Origin of the sequence: Niallia taxi (genome assembly GCF_004005475.1) — a bacterium.
GTDB classification, from domain to species: Bacteria; Bacillota; Bacilli; order Bacillales; family Cytobacillaceae; genus Niallia; species Niallia taxi.
The window spans coordinates 213110-227538 of sequence record NZ_RZTZ01000001.1; the positions used below are offsets into that span (position 1 = coordinate 213110).

At 40.6% G+C, this 14429-nt stretch carries 16 protein-coding genes; all 16 read right to left on the reverse strand.

The window, feature by feature from the left end; all coding sequences use genetic code 11:
- Window positions 1–80: 80 nt before the first annotated feature.
- The 16 genes from ylqF to EM808_RS01240 all read right to left on the reverse strand — a co-directional run bounded on the left by ylqF (window position 81) and on the right by EM808_RS01240 (window position 14321).
- Window positions 81–947, reverse strand: a complete 867-nt coding sequence (gene ylqF, locus EM808_RS01165; RefSeq protein WP_127734625.1) for a ribosome biogenesis GTPase YlqF — start codon at window positions 945–947, stop codon at window positions 81–83.
- A gap of 49 nt (window positions 948–996) precedes the next feature.
- A complete protein-coding gene (gene lepB, locus EM808_RS01170) occupies window positions 997–1551 on the reverse strand; it encodes a signal peptidase I (RefSeq protein WP_127734627.1) in 555 nt (184 codons plus the stop codon).
- A 263-nt stretch (window positions 1552–1814) separates the two neighbouring features.
- Window positions 1815–2159, reverse strand: coding sequence for a 50S ribosomal protein L19 (rplS, locus tag EM808_RS01175; RefSeq protein ID WP_127734629.1), 345 nt, complete (start codon window positions 2157–2159; stop codon window positions 1815–1817).
- A gap of 142 nt (window positions 2160–2301) precedes the next feature.
- Complete coding sequence (trmD, locus tag EM808_RS01180; RefSeq protein ID WP_127734631.1) at window positions 2302–3036, reverse strand: tRNA (guanosine(37)-N1)-methyltransferase TrmD; 735 nt, start codon at window positions 3034–3036, stop codon at window positions 2302–2304.
- Window positions 3036–3554 carry a ribosome maturation factor RimM gene (gene rimM, locus EM808_RS01185; RefSeq protein ID WP_127734632.1) on the reverse strand — a complete coding sequence of 173 codons (519 nt, stop codon included), beginning with the start codon at window positions 3552–3554 and terminating at the stop codon, window positions 3036–3038. The genes trmD and rimM overlap by 1 nt, the downstream gene beginning before the upstream one ends.
- 11 nt (window positions 3555–3565) lie before the next feature.
- The gene (locus EM808_RS01190) at window positions 3566–3949 is read right to left on the reverse strand and encodes a YlqD family protein (RefSeq protein WP_127734634.1); all 384 of its coding nucleotides are present in this window, start codon (window positions 3947–3949) and stop codon (window positions 3566–3568) included.
- 151 nt (window positions 3950–4100) lie between these two features.
- A complete protein-coding gene (locus EM808_RS01195) occupies window positions 4101–4331 on the reverse strand; it encodes a KH domain-containing protein (protein ID WP_127734636.1) in 231 nt (76 codons plus the stop codon).
- Between the two features lie 11 nt (window positions 4332–4342).
- Window positions 4343–4615, reverse strand: coding sequence for a 30S ribosomal protein S16 (rpsP, locus tag EM808_RS01200; RefSeq protein WP_127734638.1), 273 nt, complete (start codon window positions 4613–4615; stop codon window positions 4343–4345).
- A gap of 131 nt (window positions 4616–4746) precedes the next feature.
- Window positions 4747–6099 carry a signal recognition particle protein gene (gene ffh, locus EM808_RS01205; RefSeq protein WP_127734640.1) on the reverse strand — a complete coding sequence of 451 codons (1353 nt, stop codon included), beginning with the start codon at window positions 6097–6099 and terminating at the stop codon, window positions 4747–4749.
- 12 nt (window positions 6100–6111) lie between these two features.
- Entirely contained in the window at window positions 6112–6444 is a 333-nt protein-coding gene (locus EM808_RS01210) for a putative DNA-binding protein (protein WP_127734642.1), read from the reverse strand.
- Window positions 6445–7301: 857 nt separating this feature from the next.
- Entirely contained in the window at window positions 7302–7757 is a 456-nt protein-coding gene (locus EM808_RS01215) for a DUF4064 domain-containing protein (protein ID WP_127734644.1), read from the reverse strand.
- A 169-nt stretch (window positions 7758–7926) separates the two neighbouring features.
- Window positions 7927–8187 (reverse strand): hypothetical protein, encoded by a 261-nt coding sequence (locus EM808_RS01220; protein ID WP_127734646.1) that lies wholly within the window; start codon window positions 8185–8187, stop codon window positions 7927–7929.
- 125 nt (window positions 8188–8312) lie between these two features.
- Entirely contained in the window at window positions 8313–9302 is a 990-nt protein-coding gene (ftsY, locus tag EM808_RS01225; RefSeq protein WP_127734648.1) for a signal recognition particle-docking protein FtsY, read from the reverse strand.
- A gap of 30 nt (window positions 9303–9332) precedes the next feature.
- Window positions 9333–12899, reverse strand: coding sequence for a chromosome segregation protein SMC (gene smc / locus EM808_RS01230; RefSeq protein WP_127734650.1), 3567 nt, complete (start codon window positions 12897–12899; stop codon window positions 9333–9335).
- Window positions 12900–13009: 110 nt separating this feature from the next.
- Entirely contained in the window at window positions 13010–13762 is a 753-nt protein-coding gene (gene rnc, locus EM808_RS01235; RefSeq protein ID WP_127734652.1) for a ribonuclease III, read from the reverse strand.
- Window positions 13763–14090: 328 nt separating this feature from the next.
- Window positions 14091–14321 carry an acyl carrier protein gene (locus EM808_RS01240; protein ID WP_127734654.1) on the reverse strand — a complete coding sequence of 77 codons (231 nt, stop codon included), beginning with the start codon at window positions 14319–14321 and terminating at the stop codon, window positions 14091–14093.
- Between the last annotated feature and the right edge of the window lie 108 nt (window positions 14322–14429).

The following is a 14429-nucleotide window of genomic DNA, read 5'->3' on the forward strand; positions in this document are numbered from 1 at the left end:
GTCCATTAAAAAAAAAGAGAAGCGCCCAACAAAACGATGGTCAATTCTCTTTTCTTTGCTAAGACAGGCTGCCTTATCTATTAATCTTCTTGCACATCGAAATCACTTGGTTGTTCGAATGTCAATCTGCCGAATTTTTCACTTCTAATTTCTCTTATTACCAATTCTGTAACCTTGTCATAATCGACAACAGCTCCGCCTGTAAGGCACCCGCGAACTTCACCGATTCTGTCAAAGAACTCAACAATGTCCTCTGGTATTTCTTGAAGCTGAAAACGCTCCTTCAGCCTTTCAGGATATTCTTGTTCTAAGAATCGCAGTCCATAAATAGCGATATCCTGCAGGTTAAGAATTGTATCCTTAATGGCGCCAGTTAATGCTAGCTTTAATCCAACACTCTGATCCTCAAACTTTGGCCAGAGAATCCCTGGGGTATCAAGAAGCTCCAATTCCTTCCCTACCTTAATCCATTGCTGTGCCTTTGTTACACCTGGAGTATTGCCTGTTTTAGCAATATTCTTTTTGGCAAGCCTGTTAATTAATGTGGATTTACCTGCATTTGGAATTCCAACAATCATCGCTCTTATTGCACGAGGTCTTATGCCTTTTGCCCTCATTCTATCAAACTTCTCTGCAAGCACTACATGCGCCAATGCCGTAATTTCCTTCATTCCGACACCCGCCTGCGAATTTATCGCAAGTGCTTGTATGCCTTGCTTTTTAAAATGAGCAATCCATTGCTTTGTTCTTTCGCCATCTGCCATGTCTGCCTTGTTAAGTAAAACAATTCTTGGCTTATGCTGGATGATCTCGTCAATCATCGGATTTCTGGAAGACTGTGGAATTCTCGCATCCACTAATTCAAAAATGATGTCAACAAGCTTTAATTTCTCTGTTACTTGTCGTCTTGCTTTGGCCATATGGCCCGGAAACCATTGTATTGTCAAAATATCCACCTCTAATTACTGCTGCTTTTTTGTCAGCATAAAACTTTTCTTAGTTCACTAATTTAATGTCTGATATTGGCCAGTAAATCATGCTTGTATTGCCAAGAACCTTCTCATAAGGGATTGTCCCAATATGACGGCTATCCTTGCTGTCACGGCGGTTATCACCCATAACGAATAGCTCTCCTTCTGGAACAGTGCTTTGACCAATTTTGTCTTCCAGCTTAAAGGATTCTGTTAAAGGACCATCTGTAACCTGTTTTTTGTATTCATCCAAATATGGCTCTTTATAAGCCTTCCCATTCACGTATAGTACGTCATCCTTGTACTCAATTGTATCACCAGGTAAACCGATTACTCTTTTAATATAATCCTTTCCTTCTGGTGCATGGAATACAATAATATCAAAGCGTTTAGGTTCACTTACTTTGTAATTTACTTTGTTTACAATCATTCGGTCTGAATTATGTAATGTAGGCATCATCGATTCTCCGTCCACTACAATCGGAGCAAATAAAAAGGAGCGAATCACAACGGCCAATACAACTGCGATTACTAACGCCTTACCCCATTCCCATATCTCGTTTTTCTTTTTCTTTGCCATCTTGTTCACCAATCCTCATTTTTTGTAAGCTCTCTTTTTAAGTATCTCTAAATCAGATACTTTTTAAATACAGTAAAAGGCATATGTCTTTTTTTCAGGACAAAACCTCTTCCTTTATTGTAGCGAAATAAAAAGTCGAAGTAAAATGCCAGGTGGCTATACTTTAGCAAATTATGTGGATAGTCAGGTGACTATTAAATAAAAATAAATAATAGGCAATAAAAAAGAGCTTGTTGCAAAGAACAGGCTCTTTTTTGATAGCATTATCGAATTTCTTTAATACGAGCTTTTTTACCACGTAGGTTACGTAGGTAGTAAAGTTTAGCACGACGGACTTTACCGCGGCGAATAACTTCAAGCTTCGCAATTTTTGGTGTATGAACAGGGAATGTACGCTCAACGCCTACTCCGTAAGAAACTTTACGTACTGTAAAAGTTTCGCTGATTCCACCACCACGACGCTTAATCACAACACCTTCATAAACCTGAATACGCTCGCGAGTACCCTCAACAACTTTAACGTGTACACGTACAGTGTCACCAGGACGGAACGCAGGAAGATCTGAACGAAGTTGTTCTTTTGTGATATCTTCTATTAATTTTTGCATCGTTTTCAACTCCTTCCAACAGACGCTCTTGCAGCTAATTCCTTGCAGCGGAACATCGTTATAAGACTTTTGTAGCAGAAAAGGTTTCTGCTTAAGTCACAAGTGTTATCTTAACATAAAAAGTTTAAGACATCAATATCTATTATTTGTTTTTCTGCAAATCATTTAATAGTTTTTGCTGCTTATCTGTTAATGGGTAGTTTTCGAGAAGATCTGGACGTCTTTCAAGCGTTCTTTTCAGCGACTCTTTTTCTCTCCATTCGTCAATATGCGCATGATTTCCAGACGTAAGCGTGGCAGGCACCTTCATCCCTCTAAAATCAGCAGGACGGGTATAATGCGGGTGCTCAAGCAGTCCTGTGCTGAACGAATCATTCACATGGGACGCCTCGCTTCCTAACACCCCTGGAAGCAGTCTGACAACACTATCAATCACTACCATTGCTCCGAGCTCGCCGCCTGTTAGCACATAATCACCAATTGATATCTCATCTGTTGCCAAATGCTCGCGAATACGCTCATCATAGCCTTCATAGTGACCGCAAATAAAAATTAAATGCTCTTCCTTTGCAAGCTCTTCCGCTTTTTTTTGGGTATAACGCTCACCTTGAGGACACATAAGGATTACTTTCGGCTTAGTCCCGCTCTTCGTTTGCAAATCGTCGACCGCATCAAAAATCGGCTGCGGCTTAAGGACCATCCCAGCGCCTCCGCCATACGGATAATCATCAACAGACTGGTGCTTATTATCAGAGTATTCCCGGAAGTTTGTGACACCGTATGATACCTTCTCTGCCTCTTTCGCTTTTTTCAGGATAGAGCTGTTAAACACACCCTCAAACATTTCTGGAAACAGCGTTAATACATCTACTCTCATTACGATAACAGCCCTTCCATTGGCTCAATGACAACTAGCTTTTCTTTCACATCCACCTTCATAACGACCTCTTCAATATAAGGGATCAAAACTTCTTCTTTTTTATTAGTCTTAATCACCCATACATCGTTTGCACCAGGTGTAAGTATCTCTGAAATGACTCCTACCTCATCACCTTCGACTGTCTCCACTTTACAGCCAATGATTTCATGGAAATAGTACTCGTTCTCTGGTAATTCTCCTAAAAAGCTTTCAGGCACCTTTAATGTGCTGCCCTTCATAAACTCTACCTCATTAACATTATCATAGCCTTCAAATGTCAACAGATGGAAGTTTTTATGGGGACGCTGTGTTTTTATTTTCAGCTCGATTGGCTCCTTTTTTCCTTCCCCAAAAAGATAAATGGAGTTTCCTACTTTATATCTTTCTTCAGGAAAATCCGTGCGGGAAATGACGCGAAGCTCTCCTCGTATTCCATGTGTATTGACAACCTTGCCTACATTAAACCATTTTTCCATAATAATCACCTCTACCGTATATCTACGACTTTTCCGTCTTTTAGAAGAATTGTTTTGTGGAGCAATTGCTCATCCCAAACATCTCCTATATTTATATCAACAATCCCAGTAAGCTCTTGACTTTTAAGTTCACTGCCCAATGGTAGTATATGTAATTGTGCTAATTGAAACTCTAGTGTTTTCTTTTTTTCCTCTCTTTGAGCAAGTTCCTTGCTTATATGCTGCTTAACAGCACTTGCGGAATGATTGCCTTTGAGCAGTTTTTTCTCCTCAAATTTGAGTTGTTCGGATTCTTTTTCAAGCTGAAGCAGTTCCTGCGAGATTTTCTTCTCTGATGCTTGTTTCGTTTTTTCGGTCAATATTTGTTTGACTGTGACAGTGTGGAGAATCTGCATTTTTTTCCTCCTATCAATGCAATACTATTTAATTGCTGAAAAAGCGGCAAGCGGGGCCGTATCCCACGCTCTAAAGCACATTTTCCTTTAGTATAAAGAATTACCTTGAAGATATAAACAAATAAAGGAGAAGGGTTCCCCCTCCTCCTTTTTATTCGCCAATCTCTAAGACCAGCTTTTTGTGCTGCTGTGACCCAGCAGCGTAAACAATCGTCCGAATTGCTTTCGCAACCCGCCCTTGCTTCCCAATTACCTTTCCCATGTCATTCTTGTTGACAGAAAGCAAGTAAGTGATTCGATCATCGTCTTCAGTAACTTGTATCGCAACATCATCCGGAAAATCTACAAGGGGCTTAACAATCGTTTCAATTAATTCCTTCATCTTCAAACGAATTATTTACCGTTTTTGATGTTGTGGAATTTCTCCATGATACCTTCGTTAGAGAAAAGGTTACGAACTGTATCAGATGGTTTTGCACCATTTTGTAACCATTGTAGAGCTTTCTCTTCGTTGATATCAACGATAGCAGGGTTTGCTACTGGATTGTAAGTTCCTACTGTTTCAATGAAACGTCCATCACGTGGTGAACGAGAATCTGCTACTACAATACGATAGAAAGGAGTCTTTTTAGCTCCCATACGTTTTAAACGAATTTTTACTGCCATTTTAAAAATGCACCTCCGAATAGTTTCACACAAGATAGTATAATATCAATAGTTGAACAGTTTGTAAAGTGTTTTTTCTTGTCAGACAAAACATTCTGTTCAAATTAATAAAAAACCGCTTGTTAACACCCTTAAAAAGGGTTAAATGGTAATTTAAACTTGCCTTTTTTCTTGCCTTTTTGGGTCATACCCGTCATTTGTTTCATCATTTTTTTCATGTCCTCAAACTGTTTCAACAGCCTATTTACTTCAGGAACCGTTCTGCCGCTCCCTTTAGCAATACGCTTACGTCTGCTTGAGTTAATAATTTCAGGGTTTTCTTTCTCTGCCTTTGTCATGGAGCGAATAATTGCTTCCACATGGCTGATTTGCTTCTCATCCACTTGGAGATTATCCAAGCCCTTGATTTTGTTAGCTCCTGGCATCATTTTCAGCAGCTCATCAAGCGGCCCCATGTTGCGTACTTGCCCAAGCTGTTCTAAGAAGTCATCTAAAGTAAAGGAAGCTGTTTTCATTTTCATTTCCAGCTCTTTTGCCTTTTCTTCATCGACATTCATTTGTGCTTTTTCGATAAGGCTTAGCACATCACCCATTCCAAGAATACGTGACGCCATACGCTCTGGATGGAATGCCTCAAGTGCATCCATCTTTTCACCCAAACCGACAAATTTAATCGGTGTATGCGTAACAGAACGAATAGATAATGCCGCCCCGCCTCGAGTGTCACCATCTAGCTTCGTTAATACGACACCTGTCAGACCAAGCTGCTCGTTAAAGCTGCTTGCCACATTGACTGCATCCTGACCTGTCATCGCATCCACAACAAGGAATATTTCATCCGGATTAGAAAGCTCTTTAATTTGCTTCAACTCGTCCATTAATGCTTCATCAACATGCAGTCGACCTGCAGTATCAATTAAAACATAATCATGATGGTCTTCCTTCGCTTTTGCAATAGCCTGTTTCGCAATCTCAACAGGGCTGACTTGATCTCCAAGTGAAAAAACAGGAAAATCGAGCTGTTTACCCAGTGTTTCCAGCTGTTTAATAGCAGCAGGACGATATATGTCTGCCGCAACTAGCAACGGCTTTCTATTATGCTTTTTACGCAGCAAATTAGCCAATTTTCCAGTTGTCGTCGTCTTACCGGCACCTTGCAAACCAACCATCATAATGACAGTCGGCGGACGGTTGGATACAGCAATTTTACTTTGTTCTCCACCCATCAGCTCCGTAAGCTCTTCTTTAACAACCTTAATGACCTGTTGACCTGGGGTTAGACTTTTCATAACCTCTTGTCCAACAGCACGCTCACTGACTTTTTTAACAAACTCCTTGACTACCTTAAAGTTAACATCCGCCTCAAGCAATGCAAGTCGGACTTCACGCATCATTTCCTTAACATCCGCTTCATTTACTTTCCCTTTTCCGCGGATCTTCTGGATCGTATTCTGCAGTCGGTCAGCTAAACCTTCAAATGCCATTGCGCCGCCTCCTTAATCTAATTTCTCCAGCTCGCAAACTGCTTCCAGCAATGCTGAAACCGAAGGAGTATCATCCTTTAATAACTCTTTTATATGTATAAAAAGAGTATTACGCTCTTGAAACTTTTGAAGTAAGAGTAATTTATTTTCATATTCCTCCAGCATCGCTTCCGTCCGTTTAATATTATCATAAACAGCTTGACGACTAACGTCATATTCATCCGCAATTTCACCAAGAGAATAATCATCTAAATAATAAAGAGACATGTAACTTCGTTGCTTCGGTGTCAACAACGACTGATAGAAATCAAACAGATAATTCATTCGTGTTGTTTTTTCAAGCATCGAACAATACCTCCATGTTAAGTCAAACACCTTTACACCCTTATTGTACACACCAACAAAAAAGATGTCAACATAAAAGCGGAAGGCGCCTGGTTATCGGCGACAAGCATAAGACAATCTGGCCGAGAAGGGGTGCCCCTTCCCCTTCTTGGCCAGCTTGGCTTATGACCTCGAGCCGATGGCGCCTGCAGCTGGACAATGAAAAGCGGAAGGCACCGTTTAGCGGCGGAGAAACTGGAGGACCTTGACTGAGATAAAGGAAACACGGCGAACGGAAGTGAGCTGATGTTGACTTATCGCAAGGAGAAGAGGGAAGTCCAGTAGGCGCTAGGCCATCGCAGCTGGATCACATAAAAGCGGAAGGCGCCTGGTTATCGGCGACAAGCATAAGACAATCTGGCCGAGAAGGTGGTGCCCTTTCTCCTTCTTGGACAGATTGGCTTATGACCTCGAGCCGATGGCGCCTGCAGCTGGACAATGAAAAGCGGAAGGCGACCGTTTCGCGGCGGAGAAACTGGAGGACCTTGACTTATCGTAGGGAAAGGACCGAAGTTTCGCAGACGCTGGTCGCCTGCAGCTGGACACCAGAGAAGCGGAGATGGCCTGTTTAGCGCCGTATGGACTGGAGCTCTTAGTATGAGATAAAGGAAACACGGCGAACAAAGTGAGCCGATGTTGACTTATCGTAGGGAAAGGACCGAAGTTTCGCAGACGCTGGTCACCTGCAGCTGGACACCAGAAAAGCGGAAGGCGACCGCTTTTCACCAAGCCCTTCAAAGCACAAACCACATCAAAAAAAGCCCTGTTTCAAGGCTTAGACAGACTATTCTCTCTATCCTCATAACGAGGGCTATTTATCATGCAGGGATTCCTGCTTCTTTATTGTATTTCGACCATCTGTTTAATATCATTATTCCACCAGTAATTAATAAGATAGGGATAATAACAGTAAACAGGTTAGCAACTCCGACAATTATAAATAATACAGCACTTGTACGCGGCAGCTTGTTCATCGCAATGGTACTAAATAATATTGCGGCAATGGAAAGCACTGCACCGATTACAGGAATTAACAACAGGTTTTTCCAAGTGGAAATCATCCCATCAGCAAACCCCTCTGGCGTGTCAGCATTTGTAAGACCTAAATTCTCCTGATAAATAGGATCTGAATTGTACGCTTCTATTAAAGAATCTCTAAAGAGGTCCACATTGTCAATTTGTGTGTAAATCACTAGTAAAAGAATAAATCCAATTACCAATAGTACTAAGGATACTATACCTAAAATCTTAGGCACTTTTAAATTAAGACCCATTTTAACCCAATCACCTCAAGTTTTTATAATACAATCTTCTTAATAAAAAAGATTACAATAATATGATAGCATACTTTTACTAGTCCATTCTTCTCATTTTATACAAAAAGTTCCAATAAATAGAAAAAGATCTTTTTCTCAACGGAATGACAAAAAGATCTTTTAGCCTTTAAATATGGAATAAAATAATTAAACTTGCGGTGATTCCCATTAATAGTGCTCCGACGATTTTCATTCTTATCCCGGAAAGGCTGCGCAAAAATAGATTTTCCTCTTCTAATGTTATCGGATAGGACTCTTCATCAAGCAGTCTTTTTCCCCCAAGCATATTGCCAAGATGCCAAACAGAACTGCGTTGAACGATACGGCCTTTAATAGACAGAAACGCTCCAAACAACATGATAGTTATGAGAATCAGCTGTATGAACATGATGCTCCTCCTTGCCTTCTTGTCATCCTTATACATGCTTATTATCTGTCTTGCCGTTATTTTTATAACATAAAAAAAAGCTGTACAGGAATCTCGTTAACGGGATTCCTGCAGCAGCTTTTTGCTTATTCTTCCTCCGCTTCAACCAAGTTGGAAAATAAGCCGTATACGTATTTTTCTGCGTCAAAGTTTTGTAAGTCGTCCATTTTTTCACCAAGTCCGACTAATTTAACTGGTATTTGAAGCTCCTTGCGGATTGCGAGTACAATTCCACCTTTTGCTGTGCCGTCAAGCTTAGTAAGCACAATTCCGCTTACGTTAGTCGCTTCTTTGAACGTCTTCGCTTGAATAAGGGCATTTTGTCCTGTTGTTGCATCAAGCACTAAAAGCACTTCATGTGGTGCACCAGGAACTTCCCTTTCAATTACGCGTTTTACTTTTTCTAACTCATTCATTAGGTTGACTTTATTTTGAAGTCTTCCAGCAGTATCACATAAAAGAATATCGGCATTTCTTGATTTAGCGGCTTGAACAGCATCATACATGACCGCTGCAGGGTCAGAACCGGCACCTTGTTTAATAACATCTACACCCGCTCTTTCTCCCCATACTTCAAGCTGCTCGATCGCACCAGCACGGAATGTATCACCTGCTGCTAGAACAACCTTTTTGCCCTCTGCTTTATAGCGATGTGCTAGCTTACCAATTGTAGTTGTTTTTCCAACACCATTAACCCCGACAAAAAGGATAACAGTCAACCCGTCTTGCTGTACATTAATAGCTGAGGTTTCTTCCTCGCCACCTTGATAAATTGCTACAAGCTTCTCTGAGATAACTGCTTGTACTTCTCTTGGGTCTTGAATATTTCTTTTTTTGACTTCGCTTTTCAGCTCATCAATCAATTCCATTACTGTCTCAAAGCCAACATCTGCTCCGATTAAGATTTCTTCTAATTCTTCAAAAAAATCCTCATCCACTTTGCGGTATCTGGACACTAAATCATTCACTTTATCAGAAAAATTACTTCTTGTTTTCGCAAGTCCATCTTTAAATTTTTCTGTGACAGTATTTGTTTGCTGGGACATTTTTTCTTTAAGCTTTTTGAAGAAACTCATTTGATTCCCACTTTCTCATTTATTGATTAATTATGTTGCAACAAGCTCACTTGTTTCACTTAACCGAACAGAAACAAGTCTGGATACACCAGATTCTTGCATAGTTACACCGTACAGCACATCAGCCTCTTCCATCGTCCCTTTACGATGCGTAATGACAATGAATTGCGTCTCATCGCTGTAAGCTTTTAAATAGGAGCTGAATCTGTAAACATTCGCTTCATCAAGCGCTGCCTCTACTTCATCAAGAATACAGAAAGGAACTGGCCGCACCTTTAAGATTGCAAACAGCAATGCAATGGCAGTCAAGGCACGTTCTCCACCTGATAACAAGCTTAAGTTTTGCAGTTTTTTCCCTGGTGGCTGTGCCACAATATCGACACCTGTGTTCAGTAAATCGTCTGGGTTAGTTAAGCGCAGTGCTGCGTGCCCGCCGCCAAACAGCCGCTGAAACACACCTTCGAAATGGGACTGAATCCCCTCAAATGTTTGCTGGAACCGTTTTTTCATTTCGTCATCCATTTCGTCAATTACGAGGTAAAGAGTATCCTTCGCTTCCTCCAGATCTGTCTTTTGCTCAAGAAGAAAGTCATATCTTTCCGATATTCTCTCGTATTCCTCAATGGCTCCAAGATTGACTGTTCCAAGCTCTTCCATTGCCAGCTTTATCAGCTTAACTTTTTTGCGAGCGTCCTCTAAATCCAATGTTAAAGGATATTCCTCCTTCGCACCCTCAAATGACATCATGTACTCTTCCCTCAAATTCGAAAGGCGCGTATCTAGCTCCACATCAATCCTGTTAAGCTTTACCTCTTCATCCTTTAAGGCTTGTACGATGCCACGGTGGATACGGCGAGTTTCTTTCACATCCAGATCCATCTCGTCCAGCTGCATTTGCAGCTGGAGACGTTCGGCACGACGTTCCCCAATTAGTTGAATAGCAGCATTCTTTTCTTGCTGCTTTTTAACTGCAGCATCCTCAAGCTGCTCTTCTCCTGAATGGCTACTTGTCATCTCAGAAGTTAACAGCTCTAAATCTTCTTTCACAAGCTTCCATTTAGCCTCAGATATTTCTAATTCAGAAGTTACATTACTTAGCTTCTCTACAGCATGTGCTAATTGCTCTTTCTTTGCGGCAAATGCCACACGCTTTTCTCCAATCAGCTCTCCAACCTGTTCTCTCGAATGACTCTGCTGATTTTTCTGTTCTGTCAATTGAGCAATTTCCTGCTCTAGCACCTGTATCTTACGGACAAAGTCTTCAAGCTTTTCCTGCAATATTTGCTGCCTGTCTTTTAAAGACTGCTGTTCATCGAGATAATCAGCCTTATTGCGGTCATATTGTGACAGCTTTTCATTCATTGCTCTTTCATCAAACTCAATCTCTTTAAGTTCATCTTTACTTGTTTGCAAGGAAAAACGGATATCCTCTTGCTTTATTCTTAACTCTTCTAAAGCTGCCGTTTCCGTTTGGGAGGTAGCTTTTCCTTTTTTTAACTGGTCTTCTAACTTTAGTGACGATTTCTCCATCTCAAAGATTTTTGCCTTTAAGTCCTCAAGCTCGCCTTTTCTTGTTAGAATGCTTGTTGATTTTTGTTTAACAGCACCACCAGTCATCGAACCGCCAGGATTTACAATTTCTCCTTCAAGTGTTACAAACCTTGAGCGGTATTGCAGCGTTCTTGCCATTTCATTGGCGCCCTTTAGGTCTTTCGTGATAACGACATTTCCAAGTAAGCTTCCCATAATTTCCTGATACTTTTCATCAAAAGAGATTAAGTCTGCAGCAACTCCTATAAAAGAAGGATGATCTTGAATAGAACGGGCTTGAGAATCAGACAATTTTTTGCCCTTAATAATACTCATTGGCAGAAATGTTGCTCTGCCGTAGCCGTTCTTTTTCAAATAGGAAATTGCCTGGCGTGCATGCTGCTCTGTTTCGACAACTAGATGCTGCATGCTCCCTCCAAGAGCAATTTCAATACTCACGTTATATTCCTTTGGCACATTCATCAATTCAGCGACAGCGCCATGTATGCCGTCAAGTCCTTTGCCTCTTGCCTTCAAAACCTCTTTAACACCTTGGAAGAATCCAGCATAGTCCTCCTCAAGCTCTTCAAGCATCTCTTTTCTCGATTTTGCCTGCTGAATGAATTGGTAGGACTGGTATAACGATTTTTCGATTTTTTGTACTTTCGCATTCATTTCGTCAACTGATTGCTGTTTTTGCTTGTAGTCATTTGCCGATTGTGCAAGCTCTTTTTCTAATGCTGCCAGGCTTGCGGAAACGCGTGCCTTTTCTGAATTTATCCGCGTTCTTTCTGAAGTGAATTTTTCATTATCTTCATCAAGAAGAGACGTTTTTCTGTTTTGCGACTCGAGCTGTTGCGTGATATAGCTGCTTTCGTTTTTTGCAGCAGCCTGCTCATTCAAAAGCTCAATATAATCACTTTTTAGTGATTCGATTTTTTCTTCAAGATTGACGCTAAAGAGCTGCATTTTCTTTTCATTAGCCTTTAGCTCTTCTTCTATCTGTTTTGCTTCAAGGCTTAACTGATTGACTGATTGAAGATGCTCCGCTTTTTGCAGCTTTAAAGATGCCACTCTTTCTTCAAGCTCTTCCTTGCTTTTTTCGAGCTGCCCTCTGTTTTGCACAGCATTTTTTTTGCGTTCTTTCAGTACTTCTTTTCTGCCCTCAAGCTTTTCAAGCTCTTCACTTACTAGCAAAAGCACCTGCTGGAGATCGTTGATGGATTCATCCAATGCAGCTACATCGTTCTTCCATTCCTCCATTTTTGCTTCCTTGCTTTGCAGCGTGGAGAGGAGGTTAAGCTCCTTTTCCTTATAGCTTTCCAGCTGAGCGGAAACTGCCTCATATTTCTGATGTGCTTCCTCTATATCATGAACCATCAGGGCAACTTCAATTTGTTCAAGGTTTTCCTTGTGATCAAGATATTCCTTGGCCATAGAACTCTGAATTTTCAGTGGCTCTACCTGACCTTCCAGTTCATGGAGAATATCATTCACTCTGTTCAAGTTTTCCTGTGTCTCAATTAGCTTGCCTTCTGCCTTCTTTTTGCGTGTTTTGTATTTAAGCACACCTGCTGCTTCCTCAAAGATGGCACGGCGTTCCTCTGCTTTACTGTTGAGGATTTCCTCCACTTTACCTTGGCTGATGATAGAAAATGCTTCTCTACCTAGCCCTGAATCCATAAACAATTCAACGATATCCTTTAACCTGCATGATTGCTTATTAATAAGATATTCGCTTTCCCCTGAGCGGTACACCCGTCTGGTTACGCTCACCTCATTGTAATCAAGTGGCAGGAACTGGTCTTCATTTTCAAGCGTTAATGTCACTTCTGCAAAGTTGACTGCTTTCCTCGAATCACTTCCAGAAAAAATGACATCCTCCATTTTACTGCCTCTGAGGCTTTTGGCAGATTGTTCTCCCAACACCCAGCGTATCGCGTCTGTAATATTGCTTTTTCCGCTTCCATTCGGTCCCACTACTGCGGTGACTCCTGGGACAAAATCTACTGCAATTCGATCAGCAAATGATTTAAAACCGATTACATCTAACCGTTTTAAAAACACCTACCTCACCTCCTAACCCCTTTACTATTTCGCATCATCTCTAGCTGTCGTTTGGTTATAAGAAAGCAAAAGAATCAACAGTGATTTCGCTTTCTCCAACGGATGCTTTATTATTTTTCGTCTGGCTTAGCATCTTTTGTTTTCAGCATGGTAAGCGACATCTGTGCTGCATGCTGTTCTGCTTCTTTTTTGGAACGTCCTGTACCAGTTCCTAATTCCATTTCATTCAAGAAAACTTGAGAAACGAATTCTCTGTTATGTGCGGGTCCCTTTTCCTGCAGAATTCTATAGGAAATTGTCCCAACTGCATCCCTTTGGACATATTCCTGAAGCTGACTCTTAAAATCCATCACATGAGAAAAAGCACCGGAATTTATTTTCGGAAACACGACTTTTTCCAGGAAGGAAACAACCTTTTCCAGTCCTTGATCAAGGTAAAGAGCTCCGATAAATGCCTCAAAAACATCTGCTAGAAGAGCTGGACGAGCTCGTCCTCCTGTCATTTCCTCACCCTTTCCGAGCAAGACAAATTTGCCGAATGATTGATCATTCGCAAATGAAACTAGTGATGGTTCACAAACAATAGCTGCTCGAAGCTTTGTCAGCTCGCCTTCGCTCATCATCGGGAATTTCTTGAAAAGAAATTGGGAAACAGTAAGCTCCAATACGGCATCTCCAAGAAATTCAAGTCTTTCATTATCTTCATGAGGCTTTCTACGATGCTCATTCACATATGATGAATGAGTGAATGCTTGTTTCAGTAATTTTTCATTTTCAAACTGGATGCTTAGACTTTCTTGCAATTCTTTTAATTTTTTATCATTTGGACGTATTTGTCTCTTGTCTTTTCCGTTGCCTCGCATTTTGCCTCCACCTTAGCACTAAGTTTACATATCCATAATAAGTTTAAGTAAAACAGATAAAAAACGCAAAGAAACTTGGAAAGTTTTTTCTCTCCAAGCCGTTTCTTTTCAGATAGGCTGCCGTTTTTATTACTGTTTATAGTTTTAAATCCTTACTATTTTAAACTAACTTGCAGCGATTTACCAGTCTTTTTCTCATAAGGCAGGACTGTTTTTACATTAATCACAGTTGTATATCTAATCATGCAAACAATGAAAAAAGCACCGTATATCTCTGTTTTTTTGCAATCTAAAAGCTCCGCTGTTAACGGAGCTTTTATTGGTTGGATTAACGATTACTTATGTAATTAACAGCATCTCCTACTGTTGCAATCTTTTCAGCATCGTCGTCAGAAATCTCCATATCGAACTCATCTTCAAGTTCCATAACAAGTTCTACTACATCAAGAGAATCTGCTCCTAGGTCGTCTTTGAAAGAAGCTTCAGGCTTAACCTCAGACTCTTCCACACCAAGACGATCAACAACGATTTTCGTTACGCGTTCTAATACATCAGACATTAATGTCACCTCCCCTCAAATGATTATAGAGCATTTTGAGCAAATAATAAATGCTCTTTTTATTACAAAAATAAAATATGCCGAATTACTAGTTAAATTAAGTATTTC